The 24,763-nt window shown below is 72.1% G+C and carries 23 protein-coding genes and 1 pseudogene; 11 read left to right on the top strand and 13 right to left on the bottom strand.

Features of this window, described 5'->3' with window-relative positions; genetic code table 11:
- Positions 1-786: a putative protein N(5)-glutamine methyltransferase gene (locus tag OG828_RS43985; RefSeq protein ID WP_328504334.1), complete on the bottom strand. Its 786-nt coding sequence runs from the start codon at positions 784-786 to the stop codon at positions 1-3.
- A gap of 335 nt (positions 787-1,121) precedes the next feature.
- Here OG828_RS43985 and OG828_RS43980 point away from each other — a divergent pair, with 335 nt between their 5' ends.
- From OG828_RS43980 to OG828_RS43950, 7 genes are all read left to right on the top strand, one after another.
- On the top strand, positions 1,122-1,523 hold the full coding sequence (locus OG828_RS43980; protein ID WP_328505044.1) for a MarR family winged helix-turn-helix transcriptional regulator: 402 nt from the start codon (positions 1,122-1,124) through the stop codon (positions 1,521-1,523).
- A 105-nt stretch (positions 1,524-1,628) separates the two neighbouring features.
- Positions 1,629-2,234, top strand: a complete 606-nt coding sequence (locus OG828_RS43975; protein ID WP_328370079.1) for a sulfite oxidase-like oxidoreductase — start codon at positions 1,629-1,631, stop codon at positions 2,232-2,234.
- Positions 2,227-2,982, top strand: coding sequence for a ferredoxin reductase (locus OG828_RS43970; protein WP_328504333.1), 756 nt, complete (start codon positions 2,227-2,229; stop codon positions 2,980-2,982). Before OG828_RS43975 ends, OG828_RS43970 begins: the two co-directional genes overlap by 8 nt.
- Positions 2,983-3,072: 90 nt before the next feature.
- Positions 3,073-3,657, top strand: coding sequence for an Rv1733c family protein (locus OG828_RS43965; RefSeq protein WP_328504332.1), 585 nt, complete (start codon positions 3,073-3,075; stop codon positions 3,655-3,657).
- 103 nt (positions 3,658-3,760) lie between these two features.
- Positions 3,761-4,729, top strand: a complete 969-nt coding sequence (locus tag OG828_RS43960) for an acetylxylan esterase (RefSeq protein WP_328504331.1) — start codon at positions 3,761-3,763, stop codon at positions 4,727-4,729.
- Positions 4,730-4,821: 92 nt separating this feature from the next.
- Positions 4,822-5,988 (top strand): serine hydrolase domain-containing protein, encoded by a 1,167-nt coding sequence (locus OG828_RS43955; protein WP_328504330.1) that lies wholly within the window; start codon positions 4,822-4,824, stop codon positions 5,986-5,988.
- Between the two features lie 131 nt (positions 5,989-6,119).
- Positions 6,120-6,863 carry a GntR family transcriptional regulator gene (locus OG828_RS43950; RefSeq protein ID WP_328370066.1) on the top strand — a complete coding sequence of 248 codons (744 nt, stop codon included), beginning with the start codon at positions 6,120-6,122 and terminating at the stop codon, positions 6,861-6,863.
- On the opposite strand, the gene OG828_RS43945 is transcribed toward OG828_RS43950, so the two are convergent.
- Both OG828_RS43945 and OG828_RS43940 read right to left on the bottom strand, forming a co-directional pair.
- Positions 6,833-7,816 carry a sensor histidine kinase gene (locus tag OG828_RS43945; RefSeq protein WP_328504329.1) on the bottom strand — a complete coding sequence of 328 codons (984 nt, stop codon included), beginning with the start codon at positions 7,814-7,816 and terminating at the stop codon, positions 6,833-6,835. The genes OG828_RS43950 and OG828_RS43945 overlap by 31 nt on opposite strands.
- Positions 7,813-8,706 (bottom strand): MEDS domain-containing protein, encoded by an 894-nt coding sequence (locus OG828_RS43940; RefSeq protein WP_328504328.1) that lies wholly within the window; start codon positions 8,704-8,706, stop codon positions 7,813-7,815. Before OG828_RS43940 ends, OG828_RS43945 begins: the two co-directional genes overlap by 4 nt.
- Before the next feature lie 105 nt (positions 8,707-8,811).
- On the opposite strand from OG828_RS43940, the gene OG828_RS43935 reads away from it, so the two are divergent.
- Complete coding sequence (locus tag OG828_RS43935; protein WP_328504327.1) at positions 8,812-10,887, top strand: ATP-binding protein; 2,076 nt, start codon at positions 8,812-8,814, stop codon at positions 10,885-10,887.
- Positions 10,888-10,936: 49 nt separating this feature from the next.
- Here OG828_RS43935 and OG828_RS43930 read toward each other — a convergent pair whose 3' ends face one another.
- The 5 genes from OG828_RS43930 to OG828_RS43910 form a co-directional block, all read right to left on the bottom strand.
- Complete coding sequence (locus OG828_RS43930; RefSeq protein WP_328370055.1) at positions 10,937-11,680, bottom strand: class I SAM-dependent methyltransferase; 744 nt, start codon at positions 11,678-11,680, stop codon at positions 10,937-10,939.
- 90 nt (positions 11,681-11,770) lie between these two features.
- Positions 11,771-12,352, bottom strand: a complete 582-nt coding sequence (locus OG828_RS43925; protein WP_328504326.1) for an Rv1733c family protein — start codon at positions 12,350-12,352, stop codon at positions 11,771-11,773.
- A 289-nt stretch (positions 12,353-12,641) separates the two neighbouring features.
- On the bottom strand, positions 12,642-13,886 hold the full coding sequence (locus tag OG828_RS43920) for an RNA polymerase sigma factor (protein WP_328504325.1): 1,245 nt from the start codon (positions 13,884-13,886) through the stop codon (positions 12,642-12,644).
- The gene (locus OG828_RS43915; protein WP_328370045.1) at positions 13,883-14,224 is read right to left on the bottom strand and encodes a YciI family protein; all 342 of its coding nucleotides are present in this window, start codon (positions 14,222-14,224) and stop codon (positions 13,883-13,885) included. Before OG828_RS43915 ends, OG828_RS43920 begins: the two co-directional genes overlap by 4 nt.
- Positions 14,221-14,964: a nuclear transport factor 2 family protein gene (locus OG828_RS43910; RefSeq protein ID WP_328504324.1), complete on the bottom strand. Its 744-nt coding sequence runs from the start codon at positions 14,962-14,964 to the stop codon at positions 14,221-14,223. Before OG828_RS43910 ends, OG828_RS43915 begins: the two co-directional genes overlap by 4 nt.
- Positions 14,965-15,082: 118 nt before the next feature.
- Between OG828_RS43910 and OG828_RS43905 the strand changes: the two genes are divergently transcribed.
- The 3 genes and pseudogenes from OG828_RS43905 to OG828_RS43895 all read left to right on the top strand — a co-directional run.
- Entirely contained in the window at positions 15,083-15,910 is an 828-nt protein-coding gene (locus OG828_RS43905) for a class I SAM-dependent methyltransferase (protein WP_328504323.1), read from the top strand.
- Between the two features lie 296 nt (positions 15,911-16,206).
- The gene (gene rho / locus OG828_RS43900; RefSeq protein WP_328504322.1) at positions 16,207-17,349 is read left to right on the top strand and encodes a transcription termination factor Rho; all 1,143 of its coding nucleotides are present in this window, start codon (positions 16,207-16,209) and stop codon (positions 17,347-17,349) included.
- A gap of 88 nt (positions 17,350-17,437) precedes the next feature.
- Positions 17,438-18,274, top strand: a pseudogene (locus OG828_RS43895) (D-alanyl-D-alanine carboxypeptidase family protein); the annotation flags it as partial.
- Positions 18,275-18,357: 83 nt separating this feature from the next.
- On the opposite strand, the gene OG828_RS43890 reads toward OG828_RS43895, so the two are convergent.
- From OG828_RS43890 to OG828_RS43870, 5 genes are all read right to left on the bottom strand, one after another.
- A complete protein-coding gene (locus OG828_RS43890) occupies positions 18,358-19,716 on the bottom strand; it encodes a glycosyltransferase 87 family protein (protein WP_328504321.1) in 1,359 nt (452 codons plus the stop codon).
- Positions 19,713-21,113, bottom strand: a complete 1,401-nt coding sequence (gene mptB / locus OG828_RS43885; protein ID WP_328504320.1) for a polyprenol phosphomannose-dependent alpha 1,6 mannosyltransferase MptB — start codon at positions 21,111-21,113, stop codon at positions 19,713-19,715. The genes OG828_RS43890 and mptB overlap by 4 nt, the downstream gene beginning before the upstream one ends.
- Positions 21,114-21,247: 134 nt before the next feature.
- The gene (locus tag OG828_RS43880; protein WP_328504319.1) at positions 21,248-22,168 is read right to left on the bottom strand and encodes a glutaminase; all 921 of its coding nucleotides are present in this window, start codon (positions 22,166-22,168) and stop codon (positions 21,248-21,250) included.
- A 45-nt stretch (positions 22,169-22,213) separates the two neighbouring features.
- Complete coding sequence (aspA, locus tag OG828_RS43875; RefSeq protein WP_328504318.1) at positions 22,214-23,623, bottom strand: aspartate ammonia-lyase; 1,410 nt, start codon at positions 23,621-23,623, stop codon at positions 22,214-22,216.
- A 115-nt stretch (positions 23,624-23,738) separates the two neighbouring features.
- A complete protein-coding gene (locus OG828_RS43870) occupies positions 23,739-24,755 on the bottom strand; it encodes an asparaginase (RefSeq protein WP_328505043.1) in 1,017 nt (338 codons plus the stop codon).
- Positions 24,756-24,763: the final 8 nt, after the last annotated feature.

Raw genomic sequence — 24,763 nt, 5'->3', positions numbered from 1 at the left:
TCAGAGAGTGCCGATCACGACATTCGCGTACCACTCCTCCGACACTGCCAGACGGGCCGTCAGACCGCCCTCGGCGAAGGCGTCGACGGCCGCAGGTGCCTGGGCCTCGCTCGTCTCGACCAGCAGACAGCCGCCCGGCGCGAGCCATCGGGGCGCATCGGCGGCGACACGACGCAGGACGTCCAGTCCGTCCGCGCCGCCGTCGAGCGCGACCAGCGGCTCGTGGTCGCGGGCCTCCGCGGGCAGCAGGGCGACCTCGCCGGTGGGGACGTACGGCACATTGGCCGCGAGGATGTCGACGCGGCCCCGCAGTTCCCCTGGGAGCGCCTCGAACAGGTCGCCCGCGTGCACGTGTCCGCCGAGGGGGGCGATGTTGCGGCGGGCGCAGCGCACGGCCGCCGGGTCGATGTCGGCGGCGTGCAGGTCGACTTGCCCGAGCGTGGCGGCGAGGGCTGCGCCGACCGCGCCGGAGCCGCAGCACAGGTCGACGACGACGGAGGCGTCCGGCGCCTGGGCCAGGGCCTGTTCGACGAGGAATTCGGTACGGCGGCGGGGCACGAAGACGCCGGGTTCGACCGTGATCCGCAGTCCGCGGAACTCCGCCCAGCCGAGGACGAGTTCAAGGGGCAGGCCGTCCGCGCGACGGCGCACCATGGCGGCCAGTTCGTCGGTGTCGCGGGCCGCGCCCAGGATCAACCGGGCCTCGTCCTCGGCGAAGACGCAGCCCGCGGCGCGCAGGGCGGGGACGACGGCGTCGTACGAGGACAGGGAAGAAAGAGGTGGCATGAAAGCCGAGAGCCTTTCGGGAGCCGAAGGGCGCTCTCGCGGTCACCTAGCGTCGGCGATCCGCGCCGGTTCGAGGGGCGAGCACCCGAGCTGACACAGTGGTAATGGGTCTCACCTCCTCAGGCGGTCAGGGCCGGGACACTCCGCGGCCGGACGGCAACATTACCCGGATCGGGCGAGCGGTTGTCACCCTGCTGCCGAAATGCAGCTAAGTTGTACTATGCAACCAGCAGGGCGAGGGAGGTTCCGTGAACGCAGCCGACGTGACCGATGAGCCGGTCGGCCGCGCCGGCGGGCCCGGTGCGGACACGGCCGTGGAGACCATCCAGCGCGAGATGACCGCTTTCGCCCGCCGCGCACGGGCCTCGGCGGGCCGAATGCACCCCGAGTTGTCGCTGGTGTCGTACACCCTGCTGGGGCACCTGGAGGAGAGCGGCGGCTGCCGCGCCACCGACCTGGCCGCGCACTACGCCCTCGACAAGTCCACCGTCAGCCGCCAGGTCGCCGCGCTCGAGCGGACCGAACTCATCGAGCGCCGCCTCGCCCCGGAGGACCACCGCGTGCAGGTACTGCACCTGACGGACGCCGGCCGGAACATCCTCACCCAGGTCACCGAGAGCCGCCGGACGGCATTGCGGGAACGGCTCGCGGACTGGCCGACGGATGATCTGGAGCGGTTCGCCGCGTATCTCGTGCGCTACAACGGGTGGACCGGGGTGGGTGCCGAGGACCGCTGACCGGGCAGGTCCGCAGGCCACGTACGGTGGACTGCGTAAGCACCCATCACGTCCGATCACGGGCCGCCGCGCACGTCCGCACGGCGGCCTGGAGGCAGCACCCGCATGAATGTCACCCGAGGCTTCACCGGACGCCCGCGCGTCGACGACCCGGGGCTCCCGCCCGGCCAGTACGACGCGGGCGACGACTGGCCCGTCCTGTCCGCGGAGGTCACTCCCGAACTGGCGCCCGCCGACTGGACCTTCCGTGTCGACGGCCTGGTGGAGGAGCCCCGCACCTGGAACTGGGAGCAGGCGCACGAGCTGCCGGCCTCGGCGTACGAGGGTGACATCCACTGTGTGACGAGCTGGTCGAAGTTCGGCGTGCGCTTCGGCGGCGTCTCGCTGGACGCCTTCCTCAATATGGTGCGCCCGCATGTGGCCGCCACACATGCCGTCGCCTACTCGCACACCGGATACACCACGAACCTGCCGCTCGCGGACCTGACCGGCGGACGGGCCTGGATCGCCTGGGAGTACGACGGTCAGCCCCTCGCGCCCGAGCACGGTGGTCCCGCACGCCTGCTGGTGCCGCATCTGTACTTCTGGAAGAGCGCCAAGTGGATCGCGGGCATCCGGCTCCTCGACCACGACGAGCCGGGCTTCTGGGAACAGAACGGCTACCACGCCCGCGGCAACCCCTGGGAGGAGCAGCGGTACTCCGGTGACTGAGACCTTCACTCCCCCGACGCGCTTCGCCGTGCCCGGGCGGATCGCCGTGAGCGACCAGGCCGCCACCGTGTGGCAGACCGCCACGATCACCGAGATCCGCCGCGAGACCCCGCACGCCGCCACCTTCCGGCTCGCCGTGCCCGACTGGCAGGGGCACCTGCCCGGCCAGCACCTGATGCTGCGGCTCACCGCCGGGGACGGCTACGCGGCCCAGCGCCACTACTCCCTCGCGTCCGCGCCCGACGACTCCGGGCATATCGAGCTGACCCTCGATCACGTCGAGGGCGGCGAGGTCTCGGGCTGGTTCCACACCGTGGCCCGGCCCGGTGACCGGCTCGAGGTGCGCGGGCCGCTCAGCGGCTTCTTCGCCTGGCCCGGCGACCGGCCCGCCCTGCTGATCGGCGCGGGGTCCGGCGTCGTACCGCTGATGTCGATGGTGCGGCACCACCGGGCGCGGGGCCTGTCCGTGCCGCTGCGACTGCTGGTGTCCGTGCGCAGTCCCGAGGAGCTGATCTACGGGCGGGAGTACGGCGCCGAGACGACGCCCGTGTTCACGCGGAGTGCGCCACACGGCGTGCCCGTGGGTCGTATGGCGGCCGCACATGTGGCCCCGCTCCTGGCCGACCAGCCTCCCGGTGGGTGGGAGGCCTATGTGTGCGGCTCCAACGCGTTCGCCGAGCACGCCTCACGGCTGCTCGTCTCAGCAGGCCAGCCGGTCGACCGCATCCGGATCGAGCGCTTCGGCTGACCGGCTTCGATCTCCCCGGCCGGCGGCCGGGTCGGCCCGCTTAGGTCACTCGATGTGGGCACTCGTAGGCGTGACGGCGAGGAGGTCGACATGCGAACGCGGGTGCGCGGCTGGCGCTGGCGGCCCAGCCCGCTGCGGCGCCGGTCGGACATCGTGGAGGCGTGGACGGTGGTGGTCGTCGCCGTCCTGCTGTTCGTGGGCGCACCGCTGGCCGGGGCCACCGCGGCATGGTGGGCTCACGGCGAGGCTCGGGACACGGCGGCGGCCCAGCGCGCCGAGCGCCGCCAGGTGCGGGCCGAGGTGGTCGGCGCCGTTTCCGGCTCATTGCCGACGGCGCAGGGCGGCCGGACGCACACGCGCCAGGTGACCGTGCGCTGGACGGAGCCGGGCCAGGGCGAGCGCACGGCCAGGGCGCTCGTGCCGCCGGGCAGCCGGCCGGGTCAGACGGTCCACGTGTGGTTCGACTCCCGGGGCCGCAGCGTCGCGCCGCCACCGGACGGCTTCGCGGTGTGGCAGCACACGCTCGCCATGGGCCTCTGCGCCACAGGCTGCGCGGCAGGCGTGGTGCTCCTCGCACATGGGGTCGTACGCCATGTGGCCATGCACCACCGGCTGGCCGAGTGGGAACGGGAGTGGGCCCGTACGGAACCGGAGTGGACACGTCGCTGGGCCTGATCGCTACGCCCGCCGCTCCGGCACATACGCGATCTGGTCAGTCGTCCGACCGCCCCCGTACGGTGTGATCACTCGCACGTCCTCTTCGCAAAGGTGGTTGTCCATGGCCCTGTTCGACCTCTCCCTGGAGGAGCTCCGTGCCTACCGCAGCTCCTCCGTGGAGCCCGAGGACTTCGACGCGTTCTGGTCGAAGACCCTGCAGGAGACGCGCGAGCACGATCTGGACGCCCGCTTCGAGCCGGTCGACACGGGGCTGACGACGGTGCGGGTGTACGACGTGACGTTCGCCGGATTCGGCGGTCACCCGGTGAAGGGCTGGCTGACGGTACCCGCGGGAGCCGACGCGCCGGTGCCGGTGGTCGTGGAGTTCGTGGGCTACGGCGGCGGACGCGGTCTGCCGCACGAGCATCTGCTGTGGGCGTCCACGGGCCGGGCGCACTTCGTGATGGACACCCGCGGGCAGGGCAGCGCGTGGGGCGCCGGCGGGGGCACCGCGGACCCGGTGGCGGGCGCGCCCGCCTACCCGGGGTTCATGACACGCGGCATCGACGCGCCCGAGAACTACTACTACCGCCGTGTGTTCACGGACGGCGTGCGTGCCGTGGAGGCGGCCCGTGCGCACCCGCTGACCGACCCGGCGCGCACGGTCGCGGTGGGCGCCAGCCAGGGCGGCGGCATCACGCTCGCCGTCGGCGGGCTGGTCCCGGACCTCGTCGCGGTGGCGCCGGACGTGCCGTTCCTGTGCGACTTCCCGCGCGCGACGACCCTCACGGACCGCAACCCGTACCGCGAGATCGGCAACTACCTCAAGACGCACCGTGGCCGCGGCGCCGACGTCCTGCGCACGCTCTCCTACTTCGACGCCGTGCACTTCGCGCCCCGCGGCAGCGCTCCCGCCCTCTTCTCGGCGGCCCTCGAGGACCAGACGTGCCCGCCGTCCACCGTCTTCGCGGCCTTCAACGCCTGGGCGCACGAGGACAAGGCGATCGAGGTGTACGACTTCAACGACCACGAGGGCGGCGGGCCCTACCAGCAGGCGGCGCAGCTGACCTGGCTGCGGTCCTACGCCTGACCTCTTCTCTCCGGTCCGACCAGTCGGTACGTTCGTCGGGCCCGGGTCGCAGCGTCGCGGCCCGGGCTCGACGTCCGAACCACGGAGGAGCCATGCCCGAGCACGAGCCACAGGTCCACGGTCACTGCGACGCCCGCTTCACGGCGGTGCGTACGGCATTCGAGGAGAACTTCCGGGACCGAGGCGAGCTGGGTGCCGCGGTCGCCGTCACGGTGCACGGAACGACGGTGGTGGACCTGTGGGGCGGCTGGGCCGACGCGGCCCGCACGCGCGCGTGGGAGCGCGACACGCTGGTCAACGTGTGGTCGACGACCAAGGGCCCGGTGGCGTTGTGCGCGCACATACTCGCCGACCGGGGGCTGCTCGACCTGGACGCACCGGTGGCCGCGTACTGGCCCGAGTTCGCGGCGGCCGGCAAGGACAAGGTCCTCGTACGGCATCTGCTGTCGCACCGCGCCGGTCTGTCCGGTCTGCGTGAGCCGCACTCGCTGGAGCAGTTGTACGACTGGGAGTTCACCGTCGGGCGGCTGGCGGCGACGGAGCCCTGGTGGGAGCCGGGGACCCGGTCCGGGTATCACGCGATGACGTACGGCTTCCTGGTGGGCGAGGTGGTGCGGCGCGTCTCGGGGCTGCTGCCCGGCGCGTTCCTGGAGCGGGAGGTGACCGGGCCGCTCGGCATCGACTTCACCGTCGGGCTGCCGGAGAAGGAGGCGGGCCGGGTGGCCGAGCTGGTGCATCCGCCGGCCGCGTCGAGCAGTGAACAGGCCGCGATCTTCAGCCAGTTGAGGCCGGAGGCGCTCGCCTCGCTGGCCAATCCCCTGGTCGGCGCGACCGAGGCCAACACGCCCGCGTGGCGGGCCGCGGAACTCCCCGCCGTGAACGGCCATGGCACCGCCCGCGCGGTCGCCGCCCTGTACGGGATCTTCGCGGGCCGGGGCGCGCACGACGGCCACCGCGTCCTGTCCCCCGAGGCGGCCGAGCGGGCGCGGGAGGGGCAGGGCAGGTGCCGGGATCTGGTGCTCGGCGCCGGGTTCGAGCAGGAGACCGAGATCGGGCTCGGTCTGTGGCTCAGTGGGCCGAACGGCTCGTACGGGCCGAACCCGCGGGCTTTCGGACATGACGGCTTCGGCGGCTCCTGCGGTCTCGCCGACCCGGAGGCGGGGGTGGCGCTGGGGTATGTGATGAACCGGATGGGGCCCCATATAGCCGACGACCCACGGAAGATGGCCCTGATCGACGCCCTGTACAGCGTGTTGTGAGACCGCGTCGCAGCGAGCGGGTTTCGGCCGAACCGGCGGGCACCCCTTCCCTGCTGGTTTAGACCAATGCTAGATGTGGTGGCGCAACGAGCCCGCACGGCTACGGTACGTCACCACACAGGAGGCGCGGCATGGCCCGCACCACCCACCATGACCATCCACTCACCGAAGGACAGCCCCTCTACTGGCGCATCGCGACGGAGTTGCTCGGCGAGCTGCGCGACGGCACCATCCCGCCCGGCGAACGGCTCCCCGGGGAGCGGCAGTTGGCCGGTCACTTCGGCGTCAGCAGGGAGACCGTACGGCAGGCGCTGGAGGTGCTCCGCCGGGGCGGCCTGGTCGCCACCGACCGCCGGGGCAGCCATGCGGCGCTGCCCGGCCCGCCGGTCGGGACCCCGCCCTCGCTCGCCTTCCCGGTCGGCGCCCGGACCACCGATCCGGCCGCCGTCGGCCGGGCCACCGTCACCTGGGAGGCTCCCCCGCCGGAACACGCCACGGCCCTGGGGCTCGCCCCGCACCGGCCGACGCTCGTCCACCGCTACGAGTCCGCCACCGCCGACGGCCACGGACGGCGTACGGCCGTGACGTCGTTCTCCGCCGTGGCCCTCACCGAGGTGGAGGAACTGGGCCGCTACCGCGACCGGGCCGACGGCGCCGCCGCGGCCCAGCTGAGGCGGGTCTACGACTGGATGCGCCAGGCGGGACTGACCCTGCACCACCGGGACTCCATCACCCGCCTCCCCGACACACCCTCGGTCCGGGTCACGCGGCAGGTGTGCGACCAGTACGCCCGGCCACTGGAGATCACCGACCTCGTCGTGGACGCCCACCAGGACGCCCTCGTCTACGAGTTCACGCTGCCCGCGGCGGGCTGAACAGCACCGGAACGCCGGAAGTAGAGCCGGAGCACGGAGCCCGCCGGGTCCAGGTCCTCGGCGACCAGGTCGCTCAACTGCCGTACCAGCCACAGACCGTGGCCCCCTGCGGCGCGCGCGTCGGGCGGCAGGTGGCCGGGGAACCCGGGGCGGGGCACCGACGCGTGGGCGCCGGCGTCGCGGATCTCACAGACGAGGTGCTCGGGGTCGCTGCGCAGCCGGACCACGCCCTGCCCACCGCCGTAGCGCACCGCGTTGACCACGGCCTCGTGCACCGCCGCCACCATGTCGTACGTCCGTTGCGCGGACATGCCGTGGCGGCGGGCGTACCCGGCGAGGGCACGGCGGACGGCCGCCGAACGGCCGCGGCAGAAGCGGATGTCGTCCGGTCCGGCGGGCAACGGGTCCGGGCGGCGCTCTGCGGTGACCTGCGCGGAGAAGTCCGCCGGGTCCGCGTAGTCGCCGCTGGGCTCGGACGAGCGGGCGCCCAGGGCGAGTTCGGGATGGGTCCGTCGTGCCGTGGCCAGGACGTTCGCCGTGAGGGTGCGGGTGTCGTACGGGCACAGGAGCCAGTGGTCGGAGGCGGCGAAGGCGACGTTCACGAGGGACTCGTAGCGCATCCATTCCTGCGTCTCGAACTCGGTGCGGCCCGTCCAGACGGGTTCGCCGACGACACGGACGCGGCGGCCCTTGTCCTGCCGGCGGCAGTAGGCGTGGTAGCGGCCCAGGGTGCGGGAGGGGTAGTCGTACCAGTCGCGGGAGTCGGCGAACTCGACGTCCCTGGCCTTGCTGCCGAGTTCCTCGGTCAGCAGGGCGATGTGATGCCCGCTCAGTACAGCCAGGACGACGTCTCCGGCGTCGAGGCCGTCGCGGAGGAAGTCGGCCGTACCCGTGAGGAATTCCTGGTCGGAGCCGTAGCACAGCGCCTGGTGCACGAAGCCCGTGCGGGTCATGGCGGCTCTCCTTGGGGTTCGATGCGCAGGCCGGGGACGCGGTCCCAGCCGGCCACCCGCATCACCCGGCGGATGTGCGGGGCGACGCCGGACAGTTCGAGGGTGCCGCCGGCCGCGGACAGGTCGAGGGCGCAGAACACCAGCAGGCGCAGGGCACCCACGTCGATGAAGTGCACGCCGCCGAGGTCGAGCCGGGCGCGGACGCCGTGCGCGGTGCGGGCCAGGGCGCGGGCCCGTTCGGCCTGCAGGGCTCGGGCGACGGCGGTGACGTTCGAGTCGTCGATCTCACCGGCGAGAGCGAGGCCAGGGGGGACGAAGGTGCGGGTGATGGACAGGAGGTCGTCGCGCCATACCTCGTCGGCGCCGACCCGGCCGTGGTGCAGTCCGGCGATCGGGGCGAGTTCGGCCTCGTCGAAGACCCGGCGGTCGTACTGGCAGATGCCGAGCACGGGCAGCGAGGCGAACACGGGGTCCAGCAGCAACTCGCTGTCGTGCAGCGTCTTGAGCCCCTGGCCGGCCTGGGCGCGCAGGATCTCGGTGCCCACACGCAGGGCGAGGAAGCCGTCGCCGACGGCGCGGCGTGCCTCGCGGCGGATCACCTCGTCGAGGTCCCACAGGCCCTCCGGCCCGGCGAGATGCCCGTCGACACAGAGCCGGCCGGCCGCGACCTCCTCGTCGACCCGGCAGCCGTGCATCTCCAGGAAGGACAGGGCGACGCCGGCCGGGATGTCCGCGGGCGGCAGCAGGAGCCCGCGGTGGCCGCTGGCCAGGCCGTCGAGCAGGAACGCGGCGAGAACGGTCTCTCGTTCCTCGTCCGTGTCGTAGCCGAGAAGCAGATGGTCGCCGTGGCGCATCTGTCCCACGGTTGTCAGAGCGGGCACGACGGTCATCCCGCACCTCCCCTGGGTGGGCCGGGACAGCTTCCACGCTACGCCGGAAGCGGCCGTCCCGTGAGGGGTTAAGGTGACCGCCATCGGTTCCGGTGAGGGAGGACGATGGCGGCCTCTGTGCAGGGCGGCAGGACCGGCAACCTGCCCGCCGAGCCGAACGCGTTCGTCGGCCGCGAGGCCGAACTCGCCGACATCGCGGGGCTGTTGGGGACCGAGCGGCTGGTGACGCTCACTGGGCCCGGAGGGGTCGGCAAGTCCCGGCTCGCCCTGCGTGCCGCGCATGCCGCGCGCGCCGGATTTGCGGGCGGGGCGTGGCTGGTGGAGCTGTCGGAACTCCGGGATCCGGATCTGCTGGTGAACGCCGTGGCGCAGGCGACCCGGTCGACCGAACAGACACTGCGGCCACTGCTGGAAACGGTCTGCGAGCATCTCGCGGGGGCACCGCTGCTGCTCGTTCTGGACACCTGCGAGCACGTACTGGACGAGTGCGCGCGTGTCGTACAGGAACTCCTCGCACGCGTAGCGCGATTGCGGGTGCTGGCCACCAGCCGGCAGCCGCTGGGCGTGCCGGGAGAGCGACTGCTCACGGTGGCTCCGCTGCCGCTGGGCGAACACGACGACGCGGTGGCGCTGTTCACGGCTCGCGCGGCGGCCGCCGTGTCCTCATTCGTGCTCACCGAGGCCAACCGGCCGCACGTGGCCGCGATCTGTGCCCGCCTGGACGGGATTCCGCTGGCCCTGGAGATCGCCGCCGTACGCCTGCGCGGATTCCCGCTCGACCGGCTCCTGGAGGGTCTCGACTCCCGCTTCGACCTGCTCGTCTCCCCCGCGCGGCCGCGCCTGGCCCGGCACCAGACACTGCGCACGGCCATCGGCTGGAGCCACGAGCTGTGCACGCCGCTGGAACGGCTGCTGTGGGCACGGCTGTCGGTGTTCGCGGGCGGCTGGGACGTCGAGGCCGCCGAATTCGTGTGCCACGGCGGCCCGCTGGACGCCGAGGAGATCCTCGCACTGCTGGCCTCGCTCACCGAGAAGTCCATCCTGACCCGGGAGGGCGACGGGGCGGCGGTGCGCTACCGCATGCTGGACACGGTCCGTTCGTTCGGCGCCGAGTGGCTCGCGGAACTCGGTGAGGAGGAGGCGCTTCGGCGGCGCCACCGGGACTACTACCGCTGGATCGCCCGCCAGGGCGAGGCGGAGTGGCTCGGCCCCGGTCAGCGGATGTGGGCGGAGCGGCTGAGCACCGAGCACGGGAACGTGCGGCTGGCGATGGAGGAGTGTCTGGCCGCACCCGAACCCGAGACGGCGCTCGAACTGGCAGGCACCCTCTGGTACTTCTGGTTCGCCTGCGGTTTCACCGAGGAGGGACGCGCCTACCTGGAGCGGGCGCTGAGCCGCACCCCCGGCGACGGCGGACCCGAGCACACCCTCGCGATCTGGGCGCACCGGCTGGTCACCGTCGTCCCGGACGATCTGGAGGCCGCAGAGTCGGTGAGCGCCGCCTATGTGTGGCTCGCGGAGGAACGCCGACTGCCCGTGCCCGCCCTGCCGTTGACCGGCGCGAGCCTGGCCGTGCGGGGCGAGTCGGCACGCTCCGCGGTGCTGTACGGGAGCGCCGGGCGGGCGCCCGCGGGTGACGGCGGCGCCGAGTTCTTCCAGCTGCTGACGCTGGCCCTGCAGGCGTATCTACTTGCCGGACAGGCCGCGTTCGAGCGGTGCGCGACAGTCGGCGAGCGGCTGCGCCAGGACTGCGCCAAGCGGGGCGAACTGTGGATGCGGGCCTGGGGCGACTTCTTCGTCTCGCTGGCCGGAATCGGTCTCGGCCATGCGGACGAGGCGGTGGGCTCCGCCCGCGAGGCACTGGCCGCCAAGTGGCGCGTGCACGACCGGCTCGGCGCGGCCGCGGTGGCCGACCTCCTGGTCGCCGCTCAGGCCGCCCGCGGCGAGGACGAACTCGCCGCCCGCCTTCTCGGCATCAGCAGACGCCTCTGGCACACCGCCGGTCTGCCGCAGCTGGGCAGCCCCGACACCACCGTCTTCCACCGCGAGTACGAGCGCCGCCTGCGCGCGACCCTCGGCGACGCCCGCTTCACCGACGCGGTGCGCGCGGGCCAGGAGCTGGAGCCGGGCGCCGCGCTGAGGCTGGCGCTGGGGGGCGCGAGCGAGGGGCCGGAGCGGTGACGCGCGGCGGGGGCGGGAGATCGTGGACGAGTTGGAAAACCCAACCGACTCAGATCGCCCGGCGGTGGGCCACGACCATCCGCACGCGCGGGCTGCCGTCCGACCGCTGCCCGAACTCGGGCAGCGCGTGCAGATCGACGTCGAATCCGGCATCCTCCAGCTCCCGCCGTACGTCCCCGAGCCGGAAGGCGCGGTAGTACATGACGAACGGCGGCCGCCATACGGCGTTGCGCACCCGCATAGCCGCGTCGAAACCCAGCAGCATCCAGTAGGCGGGGGACGTGGGACGCGGCGGCGCGACCACCGGGAAGACGAAGCGGCCGCCCGGCCGCAGCACGGAGTGGACCTGAGCGAACAGTCCGGGCACCTCACTGGGGAGGAAGTGCCCGAACGCCCCGAAGCTCACGACAAGATCGAAGGCGGGGGCGAAGGGCAGGGCGCGAGCGTCCGCCCGGACCCAGTCGACCCGCGGCCCCTCCGCCCGCGGCCCCTCCGCCCCCGTCCGCTCCCGCGCCACGGCGAGCATCCCGGCGCTGAAGTCGACCCCGGTGACGCTCTCCCGGCACACCCGCGCCAGCACGCCGACGCCCGCTCCGGTACCGCAGCACAGGTCGAGCCCGGCGTCGAACGGACCGATCCGGTCCAGCGCAACCGCGACCGCGTCAAGCACCGAATCCGGGGTCCGGAAGGGGGTGTGATCGAATTTCGGGGCGAGCAGGTCGTATCCGCGCTCGACGGACGACAGCGCCTGGACGGCGAGTTCGCGGAGACTGGGGCCTTCGGGGCTGAACATTCGCGTCAGCCTAGGGGAACGGGACGGCGGCCACCGGGCACACGAGTGCGCGACGCCCCCGACCACACGGTCGTGCCCAGCCGACCCGCCTCAGCCCGTCCTGCCGCCCCGCCGGGTGTCGACGCGCTCCCACTCTGCATCCCATTGCGCCATCCTCCGCCGGTCGAGCATCGCCCGAACTCCATAGGAACCGCCGATCACGACCGCGCCCGCGACCGCTCCGGCCAGGACGCCCGCCAGGACCGACTGGAGCCTGGCCTCACCGGGCGACACGGGTTCGGCCGCCAGGGCTCCGGCCTGGTCGGTCCAGACGGTGACCCGGGACCCGGCGGGGGTGTCGGGCCGTACCTTGGTCAGGCCCGTGCGGCTCTGACCGTCCGGCGCGGTCCAGCGGGCGTCGGCCCACACCAGATCACCGTCGGTCTCGGTCACGGTCGGCCTCTCCCCCGCGTCCGCGACGAGGACGGCCGTGACCTGCTGCCGCTCCACCCGCTGCCGGTCCAGGTCCTCCCGCACGGCGGACTGGGTCATCAGCCCCGCCGGCACCGCGCAGACGACCGCCAGGATCCACGCGCCGAGCACGAGCCAGGCCTCGACCACATCGATGCGCCGCCGGAGCGGATTGCGCCGCCACCGCCACATCCGCACCGTCGGACGCCGTGTCCTCACCATCGGTCGACACCCCCTTGCCAGCGCCGACATCCACTCACAGTGTCCCCCTGGACGGCCCTCCCGTCGCTGCGGGGATTCAGAGATGCTGAGCGCGGGGTCTCTCGGCCGGCAGACGACCGGCGTCAGCCTCCCAGGCGAAGTCCGGCGAGCCAGACGTCCGGGGTGCCCGGGGGCATGTCGTCGCGTGGGGTGACCGGCTGCCGCAGCTGTGTCAGAAGCTTGCGTACGAGGGCTTTCATCGGAACCTCCGGTGTCGGTGGGGGTCTGTCACCCCACCGACGAACCGCCCCTACGCGGATCGACACTCCGCGAGCCGCTTTTCGAGGAACCGCCGCTCGGCGTCGTTCACGACCAGTTCCAGCGCCTGTTCGTACGCCGCTGCCGCCTCGGCCGTACGACCGCTGCGGCGCAGCAGATCCGCACGGGTGGCCGGCAGCAGGTGGTACCCGGACAGCTCGCCCTCGGTCTCCAGCTCGGCCACCAGCGCCAGGCCGGCATCCGGGGCCTGCGCCATACCGACGGCGACCGCGCGGTTGAGCCGGACGACGGCGGAGGGCACGAACCGGGTCAGCTCGCCGTACAGCGCGGCGATGTCGGCCCAGTCGGTCTCCTCGGCCGTGGCCGCGGTGGTGTGACAGGCGGCGATGGCGGCCTGGATCTGGTAGGGCCCGGGGCTGCCCCGGCGCAGGGCGGTCTCCAGCAGGCCAGTGCCCTCGTCGATCTCGGCGCGGTCCCACTCTGTGCGGTCCTGGTCCTCCAGCGTCACCAGTTCGCCCACCGTGTTCACGCGGGTCGCCCGGCGGGCGTCATGCAGGAGCAGCAGCGCCAGCAGGCCGAGCACCTCGGGCTCGTCGGGCATGAGCCGGGCGAGCAGACGGGTGAGGCGGAGGGCCTCGGCGGTGAGGTTCGTGCGCATCAGGTCTGCGCCGGACGAGGCGGCGTACCCCTCGTTGAAGAGCAGGTAGAGCACGCCGAGCACGCCCGTGGTGCGTTCTGGGAGGAGGTGCTCGGGCGGTACGCGGTAGGGGATGCCGGCGTTGCGGATCTTCCGTTTGGCGCGCACCAGGCGCTGCGCCATCGTCACCTCGGGGACGAGGAAGGCGCGGGCGATCTCGGGCGTGGTCAGCCCGGCGAGGGTGCGCAGGGTCAGGGCGACCCGGGCCTCGATGGGGAGGGCGGGGTGGCAGCAGGTGAAGATCAGCCGGAGCCGGTCGTCCTCGACGCCGCTCTCGTCGTACTCGTCGTGTCCGTCGCGTGTCAGCACGGCCGCCTCCCGCAGCTTCGCCGCCCCCACCGCCTCCCGGCGCAGGACGTCCAGGGCCCGGTTGCGCGCGGTCGTCGTCAGCCAGGCGCCGGGGCGGCGCGGCACTCCGTCGCGCCGCCACCGGTCCAGGGCCTGGGCGAAGGCGTCCTGCGCGCACTCCTCGGCGAGGTCCCAGTCGCCGGTCACCCGGATGAGGGTGGCGACGACCTGACCCCATTCCTCGCGGAAGGCGGCGGCGACCGCCTCCTCGACGCCGTCCGTGGAGTTCACTCCCAGACCGGCCGTACCTCGACCGAGCCGCCGCCCAGTGCCGCGGGATGCCGGGAGGCGAGCGCGATGGCCTCGTCGAGATCGGCGACCTCGATGATGTCGAAGCCGGCGACGTACTCCTTGGACTCCACGAACGGCCCGTCGGTGAGCAGGACTTCGTCGCCCTGCACGCGGACGGTCGTCGCGTCGGAAGAGGGGCGCAGACGGGCGCCGCCCTTCACGACGTCGCGGCTGCGCACCAGGTCGATGTACTCGGTGAAGCGGGAGTCGTCGGCGATCTCCTCGGGGCTGAGTTCCTCGCCGCCGACAGGGGTGCAGATGAAGAGCACGTACTTCATGACCGGGCCTCCTCGATTCCGGCGTCGAACGGGGCCGACGTGTGCTGGTGGACGATGAGCCACCGGTCGGCCGGGAGCCGGTAGCCGGTGGTCACCCGCACGGTGCTGTCCAGCGGCTCCCCCGTGGTCAGGGTGGCCCGCATCCGCACGAGCGCGTGACTGAACGCGACGCTCTCGTCCACGCGGACCCGGAACTCCAGCACCTCGCGCTCCACGGGCCCGGTCACCGTCGACAGCCACCACTCCTGGGCCTTGCGGAAGGCGTCGATCCCCCGCTGCTCCAGACCGGCCATGGGGTGGAACGCCTCGACGTCCGGGGCGTAGCAGGCGAGCATCCGCGCGATGTCCCGTGCGCGGACCGCTTCGGTCAGTTCCGCGTCGAGCCGGCGGATCGACGTCTCCGCGTCCTCCGCATCCGACATCGGCCAGAAGGGACGAACCTCCATGGCGCCGATGGTGGCCACGGGGTGCCTGGACGCCGCCTCGATCGCCTCCTCCAGGCTGTCGCACTCGAGGATGTCGTATCCGGCGACGTACTCCTTCGTCTCCGCGAACGGCCCGTCGGTGCGCAGCACTTCGCCGCCACGCACCCGCACGGTGACGGCCTCGGCGGGCAGGGCGAGGCGGTGGCCGTGGAGGCGGGTGCCGCGGTCACCGAGGTCCTCCACCCAGGGTTCTACGGGGGCCATGCCGGAGGCGTCGGCGGTGTCGTCGCCGCAGACGAGCAACATGTATTTCATGGGTTCCTCCCGGTGCTCATGAGCTTCCTACACCCCACCGACGAACGGGCCACGGCCGAATCGACACACGTCTGTCGTTTTTCACGCGAAGAAGCCGGGGCACCGGTTGGATGGCCCCATGACCACCGACGAGTACACACGGCTGATGCGGGCCAACCAGGCCAACTGGGACGCCCGTACCCCCGTCCACCTCGCCAGCCGGTTCTACGGCCTCGACCAGGACCTCGATCCCGACCGCTGGTTCGCCGACTTCGAGTGGGAGGACCTCGGCGAGCTGTCGGGCCGCGACGTGCTCCACCTCCAGTGCCACCTCGGCACCGAGACACTCGCCTTCGCGCGGCGCGGCGCACGAGCCGTCGGCCTCGACTTCTCGGAGGCATCGGTGGCGGCGGCGACCGGCATCGCGGAGAAGGCGGGCGTCGACGTCACCTACGTCCAGGCGAACGTGTACGACGCCGTATCCTCCCTGGAGGGGCGGCAGTTCGACGTCGTCTACACCGGCAAGGGCGCCCTGTGCTACCTGCCGGATCTGGCTCGCTGGGCGGATGTCGTCGCCCAACTCCTGCGGCCCGGCGGCCTGTTGTACGTGGTCGAGTTCCACCCGCTGCTCAACTCCCTGGGGCCCAAGCCCGCTCCGGGCGAGGGTCCCGAGCTGCTGCTGCGCCATGACTATCTGGGCGGGGGCGGCCCCGTGCACCGGGACGCGACGCACACCTACACGGACGGTCCGGCCGTCGAAGGCGCCACGGACAGCTATGAGTGGATGCACGGAATGGACGAGGTCCTCAACGCGTTGACCGGTGCGGGACTGGCCGTCCGGAGGCTACGGGAGAGCGACGAGCTGCCCTGGCAGCGCTGGCCGCGGATGGTGCGTACGCCGTCCGGCTGGTGGCGGCTGCCCGAGCCGCGTATCCCGCTGCTGTACGGCCTGCTGGCCGCCCGCTGAGTCTCATCTCACAGACGCGGCAGCGCACCGGGTGGTAGGCTGCCGTCAGCACTCGTGTTCGCCGTGTGATCGGCGCCGGTGCCAGTTCTTCTCTCCAGTTCGCCGAACAGCCCACCCCTTCCCGGGTCGGAGCAACGGCTTCCTGACACCACCTCACAGCAGCGTTCGTCTGCCGTACCCGAGGTGATGTGTTCCCCGCCGCCCCGAGGCGCGTCGTACGCCCTCCGGCTCGCGGCATCTCTCCCCCTCCCTTCCGCATGTCTCATGCACCTTCCGTCCTTGAAAGGACCACCTCAATGACCACCACACTCGAACACCCTCCCCTTCAGCAGGAGTTCCCGGCCCGGGCCGCCACCGGCGTCCTCGACATCGACGCGGGCGGAAAGGGCCATCTGCGCGCCGCGAGCTGCCTGCCCTCCCCGTCCGACCTTCAGGTCCCCGCCGCGCTGATCCGCCGGCACGGCCTGCGCAAGGGCGACCTCGTGGACGGCGTACGCGGCACACAGCGTGCGCTGACCGAGGTCGTACGGATCAATGGCCGCCCCGCCGAGGAGCTGCGCGGCCGCCGTCACTTCCGTGACCTCACGCCGCTGCACCCGCGCGAGCGGCTCCGTCTCGAACACCGGGCGGCCGGACTCACCGGTCGCGTCGCCGACCTGATCGCACCCGTCGGCAAGGGCCAGCGCGGGCTCATCGTGGCCCCGCCCAAGACCGGCAAGACCGTCCTCCTCCAGCAGATCGCGGCCGCCGTCGCCGGCAACCACCCCGAGTGCCGGCTGATGGTCGTGCTGATCGACGAGCGGCCGGAGGAGGTCACCGACATGCGGCGCTCCGTGCACGGCGAGGTGTACGCCTCCACGTTCGACCAGGGGCCCAAGCAGCACATCGCGCTCGCCGAGCTGGTGATCGAGCGGGCCAAGCGGCTCGTCGAGGCCGGCGAGGACGTCGTCATCCTCTTCGACTCCCTCACCCGGCTGTGCCGGGCGCACAACAACGCGGCCGCCGCCGGTGGCCGCACCCTCAGCGGCGGCGTCGACGCGAGCGCGCTGACCGGGCCGAAGCGGTTCTTCGGGGCCGCCCGGATGGCCGAGGAGGGCGGTTCGCTCACGATCCTCGCCACGGCGCTGGTGGAAACCGGCTCGCGTGCCGACGACTTCTTCTTCGAGGAGCTGAAGAGCACCGGCAACATGGAGCTCCGGCTCAGCCGCGAGCTCGCCGCGCGCCGGATGTTCCCGGCCGTCGAGATCAACCCCTCCGGCACCCGCCGCGAGGAACTCCTGCTGCCCCCGGCCGAGTTGACGGCCGTCCGCGGGCTGCGGCGGGTCCTGCAGAACCGCGACGGACAGGCCGGCCTGGAGACGCTGCTAGAGCGGATGCGCGACACGCCGGACAACGCGACCTTCCTGCGCCGGATCCAGCCGACCCTGCCCGCCTCCTGATCCCCGCGTGTGCGGCATCCGGGTGCACACACGCGGCGCTCGGCCCGGGCAGCGCAGCTCAGAGCGGGGACGTTCCTAGGTTTCCGGTATGACTATCGGATTTAGGTCCCGTGCCGTCGTGTCGACCTGCGTGCTCTGTACGGCGGGCCTGCTGGCCCTCGCCCCCGCCGGCACCGCCGCCCACCCCGCCGGCATGGACCCGGACGCGCCCGGACCACGGCCGGCCACACCGCAGCCCGCCCTGCTGTACCGCTCCGGCACACAGGTCCGGCCGCACCCCCGCACCCCCGAACTCCCGGAGGTCTCCGCGCTGTCCTGGGTGGTCGCCGACGCACGCACCGGCGAGGTGCTCGCCGCGCACGACGCGCACCGGAAACTGCCGCCCGCCAGCACGCTCAAGACCCTGTTCGCGCTCACCGTGCTGCCCGTGCTGCCCGGCCGCGTCCGCCACCGGGTCGACGCGGAGGACCTGTCGTACCTCGGCCCCGGAAGCAGCCTGGTCGGGGTCGCCGAGGGCCGCACCTACCGGGTCGCCGACCTGTGGAACGGCGTCTTCCTGAACTCGGGCAACGACGCCGTGCACGTCCTGGCCCGGCTCAGCGGCGGCTGGCACGCCACCGCCCACCGGATGCAGGCCAAGGCCCGCGCCCTGGGCGCCCGGGACACACGCGTCCTGTCGCCGGACGGCTACGACGCCCCGGGCCAGGTGTCGTCGGCGTACGACCTGGCGGTGTTCGGCCGTGCGGGCCTGGGCCACCGGGACTTCGCCCGGTACTGCGCCACGGCCGTGGCCGCGTTCCCGGGCTCAGGCGGCTGGTCGTACGACATCCACAACACCAACCGGCTGCTGACCGGCGCCGACGGCGTGGACCCCTACCCCGGTCTGATCGGCATCAAGAACGGCTACACCAGCAACGCCGGCTACACGCTCGTCGCCGCCGCCCGCCGCGGCGACCGCACCCTCGTCGTCACGGTGATGAACCCTCAGGAGGGCGGCCGACACGCCGTCTACGAGGAAGCACGGTCGTTGCTGGACTGGGGGTTCGACGCCGCCGGGCGGGTCGATCCGGTCGGGTCGCTGGACGCGTTGCGGGCCAGACCGAGGCCGGCTCCGGAACCGGAAGCCGCGCCCGTGGTCGCCACCGCCGCCCCGGACACCGAGCCCGACTGGGCGGCGACGGGCGTGATCGCGGGTGCGGCCGTGCTGGGCGCCGCTGTGGTGGTGCTGGTGCTGCGGCGGATGGGCATCCGGCTCACGCGGGACTGACCGACCGGCAGCCACAGCAGCAGACCGAGCGTGATCCAGGCGTACGTGTTGCTGCCGAGGAATCCGTCGATGCCGGAGGCGTCGTCGAACCACAGCCACACCACGCTGGTGCACAGCACCGCGTACAGACCGGCCGCGAGCCGCAGCTGCCGGGCACGGACCAGTACGGCGAACGCGGGCAGCAGCCACACGAGATGGTGCACCCACGTGATCGGGCTGATCAGGCACGCGGTCAGCCCGGTGAGGGCGAACGCCGCCGCCCAGTCCCCGACGGCGACCGCGCGACGCGCCCGAACCGCCCATACGCTCAGGAGCACCACGACCACGGCGGCCCACACCGCGCGGTCCGTCTCACCGAGCCGGGCCAGGATCCCCTGCACCGACTGGTTCGACACATAGTCGAGGCGGCCGATCCGGGTCGTGTCCCACATCGCGTCGGTCCAGTAGAACCGTGAGGCCTCCGGCGCCACCAGCCCGGCGACCCCGGTCGCCGCGACGGCGACGACCGACGCGACGGCGGCAGCACGCCAGCGGCGGGCCAGCAGCAGAAGAAGGATGAACAGCGCCGGAGTCAGCTTGATCGCCGCCGCGAAGCCGATCCCCACCCCCGCCCACCGTCCCCGCCCCGTGGCCAGCAGCCAGGAGTCGAACAGGACCAGGGCCAGCAGCAGTATGTTCACCTGGCCGAAGCTGAAGGTGTCGCGCAGCGGCTCGAACAGCGCGAGGGCACAGGCACCGAGCGCGCAGCCGTACCAGCCGTACTTCCGCCACGACCGTCCGGCCAGGATGCGCACGACGACCGCGAGCGCCCCCAGGTTGAGCAACAGCGCCACGGCGATCGCGGCATGCAGCCCGAGCAGCGCCATCGGCAGCATGGCGACGGCCGCGAACGGCGGATACGTGAAGCCGTACGTCGTCCCGGGCACCCGGTAGTCGTAGATACGGCCACCGTGGTGGATCCACGTGTCGACGGCCCCGTAGTAGACGCGCAGGTCGAACCAGTCGCGCAGCAGCGGAACCGTCGCGGTGAAGACGATGACGACGACGGCGATGGCGGCCACGAGCAGCGCGCGCCCGCGGTCCGTGCGGGGCAGTCTCATACGGTGCTCTCCCGCAAGGGTGCCTGGGCCGCCTGATGGGCCTGCCAGAGGACGACGACGGCGAGCACGCCGCCGGAGACGGCCAGAATCAGCTCCTCGGCACCTGCCGGGAGTCCGTTCGGCATGGCGAGCAGCGCGACCACCCCGGTCACGGCCGCCAGCCGGTGCCGCACCGAGGCGCTGGGCGCCGCCGCGGCGAGGAGGAACAGCCCCCACAGGGCGTACCAGGGCCGGATCGCCGGGCCGAGGACCACGACCACGGCGAAGCTGAGGCCGAGTGCGTAGACCGGGCTGAAGCGTGGGCGGCGCAGCCATATGGCGGCGATGGCCACGGCGGTGGCCGCCAGGCCGAGCACGTGCCAGGCCGGCACGGCGAGGGGGGCCAGGTCGCCGAGGCCCAGCTCGGTGAGCACGGTGCCGGTGGCACGGCCGAGCAGGCTGGTGAGCGCCCAGTTCTGCGGGGACACCGGGGTTTTCAGGGCTCCTATCCAGCCGTATCCCGTTCCGGCCAGGGTGGTGGCCACGACCGTGGTCACGGCCGCCGCGGCGCCCGTGGTGAGCACCGACCGCACCGGACTGCGGCCCGCGCGGATCTGCAGGGCCACGACCGCGGCGAGCCCGAGCACGGCGGGCGCCTTGACCAGCGCGGCGAGCGTGACCAGGATCGCGCCCAGCACCGGCCACCGGCCGAGGGCCGCGACCAGTCCCACGCCGAGCAGGCCGAGCATGATGGCGTCGTTGTGCGCGCCTGCCACCAGGTGCAGCAGCACCAGCGGGTTGAGGGCGCCCAGCCAGAGCGCGGCCGCCGGGTCGGCGCCGCTGTGCCGGGCCAGCCGGGGCAGCGCCGCCGCCATCAACGCGACGCCGAGCAGCGCGACCAGCCGCATCCCGAACAGCCCCGCCGGAATCTCGCCCCGGGTGATGCCGGAGAGCGCGGAGGCGACAGCGAGGAACACCGGGCCGTACGGAGCGCCGGTCTGCTGCCACAGCGGCGACACCTCGTCCGCGAGCGGACCGCCGAGCCGGGCCGGGCCGTGCGCGTAGACGTCCATGTGGGCGTCGACCATCGCCCCCTGTGCGAGATAGCTGTAGACGTCCCGGCTGAACAGCGGCGGCGCGAGCAGCAGAGGCGCCGCCCAGACGGCCAGGACGAGCAACATGGCCCGCGGGGACGGCGGTTCGGCGCTGCGGATCAGCCGTCCGAGCAGGGCCCAGGCGGCTATCAGCAGAATGATGCCGAAGTACACGCCGACCAGGCCCAGGGCCGCATGCGCGGACGAGGGCGCGATCAGCTCACGGACCGGCAGGGCTCCCGCCGTCTCACCTCCCAGTGCGAGAAAAGCGGTACCCGCCAGACCGAGAGCCTGGCAGCGACGGAGATCGACGGGGAAAGCCATGGCCAACACTCGGAAAGCGTGTCAACGTCGGGTGGCCGGAAAGCGACGAGCCCCCCACCAAGTGGGGGCCGACGTGTTACCGGTGTGTGATTGTTGCAGGTCCCGGCGCTGCACAAACCCCACTTAGACCCCCCTTAGAACACTGACAGCCCCGTCAGTGTCGTGAAACGCTCCAACGCCGCTACGCCTGCCACCGAGTTGCCTCGCTCATCCAGTCCCGGGCTCCACACGCACAACACGCAACGGCCCGGCACTACGGCGATGATGCCGCCGCCCACACCGCTCTTCCCGGGAAGGCCCACTCGGTAGGCGAACTCGCCAGCCGCGTCGTAAGTGCCGCAGGTCAGCATCACCGCGTTGACCTGTTTGGCCTGGCTGCGGGTGAGGAGGCGGGTGCCGTCGGCGCGGATGCCGTGGCGGGCGAGGAAGGTGGTGGCCAGGGCGAGGTCGGCGCAGGAGGCGCTGATGGAGCACTGGCGGAAGTACTGGTCGACAAGGGCCGGTACGGGGGTGGTGATGTTGCCGTAGGACGCCATGAAATGGGCGAGGGCGGCGTTGCGGTCGCCGTGGGCGGCTTCGGAGGCGGCGACGTCCTTGTCGAAGGTCAGGTCCGGGTTGCCGCTCTCGGCGCGCAGGAACGTGAGCAGTTCGCCGGCCGCGTCGCCGGTACGGGTGTGGAGGCGGTCGGTGACGACCAGCGCGCCCGCGTTGATGAACGGGTTGCGCGGGATGCCGTTCTCGTACTCCAGCTGCACAAGGGAGTTGAAGGGGTTGCCGGAAGGCTCCCGGCCCACGTGCTCCCAGAGCGCGTCGCCCACGCGGGCGAGGACGAGGGCGAGGGTGAAGACCTTGGTGATGGACTGCGTGGAGAACGGCTGCCGCCACTCCCCCACGCCGTACACGGCGCCGTCGGGCTCCGCGACCGCCATGCCGAAGCTGCGCGGGTCGCAGGCCGCGAGCGCGGGGATGTAGTCGGCGGGCCGGCCGTGGCCGGGCAGCCGCCGGATCTCGTCGGCGATGCGTTCCAGGACCGGTGCGAAGGTCGGGGACGTCATGATCACTATTGTGCCTCCGGACCGGTCCTGGTGTGCGTGCGCAGGTCAGACGAGAGGTGAGCCGCTGCCCGCGACGACCTCCGGCCGCAGCAGGTCGGCCAGCCGCTCGGCGGGCAACAGGCCTTTCTCCAGGACGAGTTCGGCGACTCCGCGTCCGGTGGCGAGGGCTTCCTTGGCGATGTCGGTGGCGGCCGTGTACCCGATGTGCGGGTTGAGGGCGGTGACGAGGCCGATGGAGTTCTCGACGCTCGCGCGCAGCGCCTCGGTGTTGGCGGTGATACCGGACACGCACCGTTCGGCCAGGGTCAGGCAGGCGGCCCGCAGGTGCGTGATGCTCTCGGACAGCGAGTGCAGGATGATCGGCTCGAAGGCGTTGAGCTGGAGCTGTCCTGCTTCGGCGGCCATGGTGATCGTGACGTCGTTGCCGATCACCTCGAAGGCGACCTGGTTGACGACCTCGGGGATCACCGGGTTGACCTTGCCGGGCATGATGCTCGAACCGGCCTGCACGGGAGGCAGGTTGATCTCGCCCAGTCCCGCGCGCGGGCCCGACGACAGCAGCCTGAGGTCGTTGCAGCTCTTGGAGAGCTTCACGGCGACCCGCTTCAGCACACCGGACATCTGGACGAACGCGCCGCAGTCCTGGGTGGCTTCGACCAGGTTGGCCGCGGTGACGAGCGGCAGCCCGGTGATGTCCGCGAGGTGGCGCCGCGCCGACTCGGCGTATCCGGCGGGCGCGTTGAGGCCGGTGCCGATGGCCGTGGCACCCAGGTTGATCTCATGGATCAACTCGACAGCCTCGTCAAGACGGCTGCGGTCCTCGTCAATCATGACGGCATACGCGGAGAACTCCTGGCCCAGCGTCATGGGCACCGCGTCCTGCAACTGTGTACGGCCCATCTTGAGCACATCGCGGAACTCGACAGCCTTGCGGGCGAAGGCGTCCTGCAATACAGACATCGCCTGGAGCAATCCATGCACCGCGAACACCGTCGCGACCTTGACCGCGGTCGGGTAGACGTCATTGGTCGACTGCCCGAGGTTGACGTCCTCGTTGGGATGCAGGTACTCGTACTGCCCCTTCGCATACCCGAGCAGCTCCAACGCCCTGTTCGCCACGACCTCGTTGGCATTCATATTGGTCGACGTACCGGCACCGCCCTGCACCACATCGACCACGAACTGATCGTGCAACTTGCCGTCCCGGATCTCCCGACACGCCTCCACAATCGCAGCGGCCTTCTTCGGCTCCAGCAGCCCCAGCTCCTCATTCGCGAGAGCAGCGGCCTCCTTCACGGCAGCGAGCGCGTCAATCAGATGCGGATAGGCGGAAATCGCCGTACCGGTAATGGGAAAGTTCTCCGTGGCACGCAGGGTGTGGATACCCCAGTACGCATCGACGGGGACATCACGATCTCCGAGCAGATCATGCTCAAGGCGGGTGACGGCGGTCATGAGGGAAGGGTCTCCTTCTGAGGTACGGAGGTGACAGCGCCCTGAAGGGGCGCGGGGAACTGCGCGACCAGCCACAAACGGCCCGCAGTCGCCAACCAACAAGCCGCGCACATCCCTAGGCGCAAGCCGAAACAACAACAGGCTCCAGCGAGCGAACAGGCCGCACACACCCGACCGCCTGCCCACCCCCCAGCAGCGCCTCACCCTGAAACTCAGTAAGCAGCCCCGGATCAACCCCGGCCCACGCAAGCGCCGCCGCAGCAACCGGCACCCGCGCCCGGCTGGCCCCATCCGCGATCTTCACAGCAACGGCCCGCCCATCAGGAAGAGCCGCAACCTGCACCCCCTCGAACCCGTCCTTGGCCAGCAGCCCCGGCACGGCCCGCATCAACGCGGCCACATCCCGCCCTGATCCGGAAGCCATCTCCGCATGCTCACGCATCGCGTCGGCGACCCGCGCCTCGGGCGTACCCGGCGCCGCAGTCGTGATCCGCGCGGCGGCCCGAGCCAGCCCATGGAGCGACACGGAGAACAGCGGCGCTCCACACCCGTCGACGGTCACCTGAGCGATCCGCTGCCCGGTGAGATCCTCGACGATCTCCGCGATGGCCTGCTGAAGGGGGTGCGCAGGATCGAGGTAGCCGTCCAGGGGCCACCCATTGAGCCGGCAGGCATACAGCATCGCCGCGTGCTTGCCGGAGCAGTTCTGGGCGAACCGGGACGGCATGCGGCCTTCCCTGACCCAGGAGTCCCGGACGACCGGGTCGAACGGCAGGTCCGGGACATTGCGGAGGTCGTCCTCGGAGACGCCGGCCAGCTCCAGGATCCGCCGGGTCCCGGCGAGATGGCGTTCCTCTCCGGAGTGGCTGGCCGCGGTGAGCGACAGCAGCTCTCCGTCGAGCGGCAGCCCGACGCGCACCATGGCGGCGGCCTGGACGGGCTTGAGCGCCGAGCGCGGATAGAAGGCGGCCTCGATGTCACCGAGCTGGAACTGGACCTGGCCGCCGGTGCCGAGGACGACGACGGAGCCGTAGTGGATGCCCTCGATCACCCCGCCGCGTATGAGGTGGGCGACGGGGGCGTGGAGGGGTGCGCGGATCAGGGGTGCGTCCACGAGCGAACTGCTGTACATCACTGCCT

This window comes from Streptomyces sp. NBC_00457 (assembly GCF_036014015.1).
Classification (GTDB): domain Bacteria; phylum Actinomycetota; class Actinomycetes; order Streptomycetales; family Streptomycetaceae; genus Streptomyces.
Note: the sequence above shows the minus strand (reverse complement) of the source record. Positions and strands in the feature narration are given on the sequence as shown.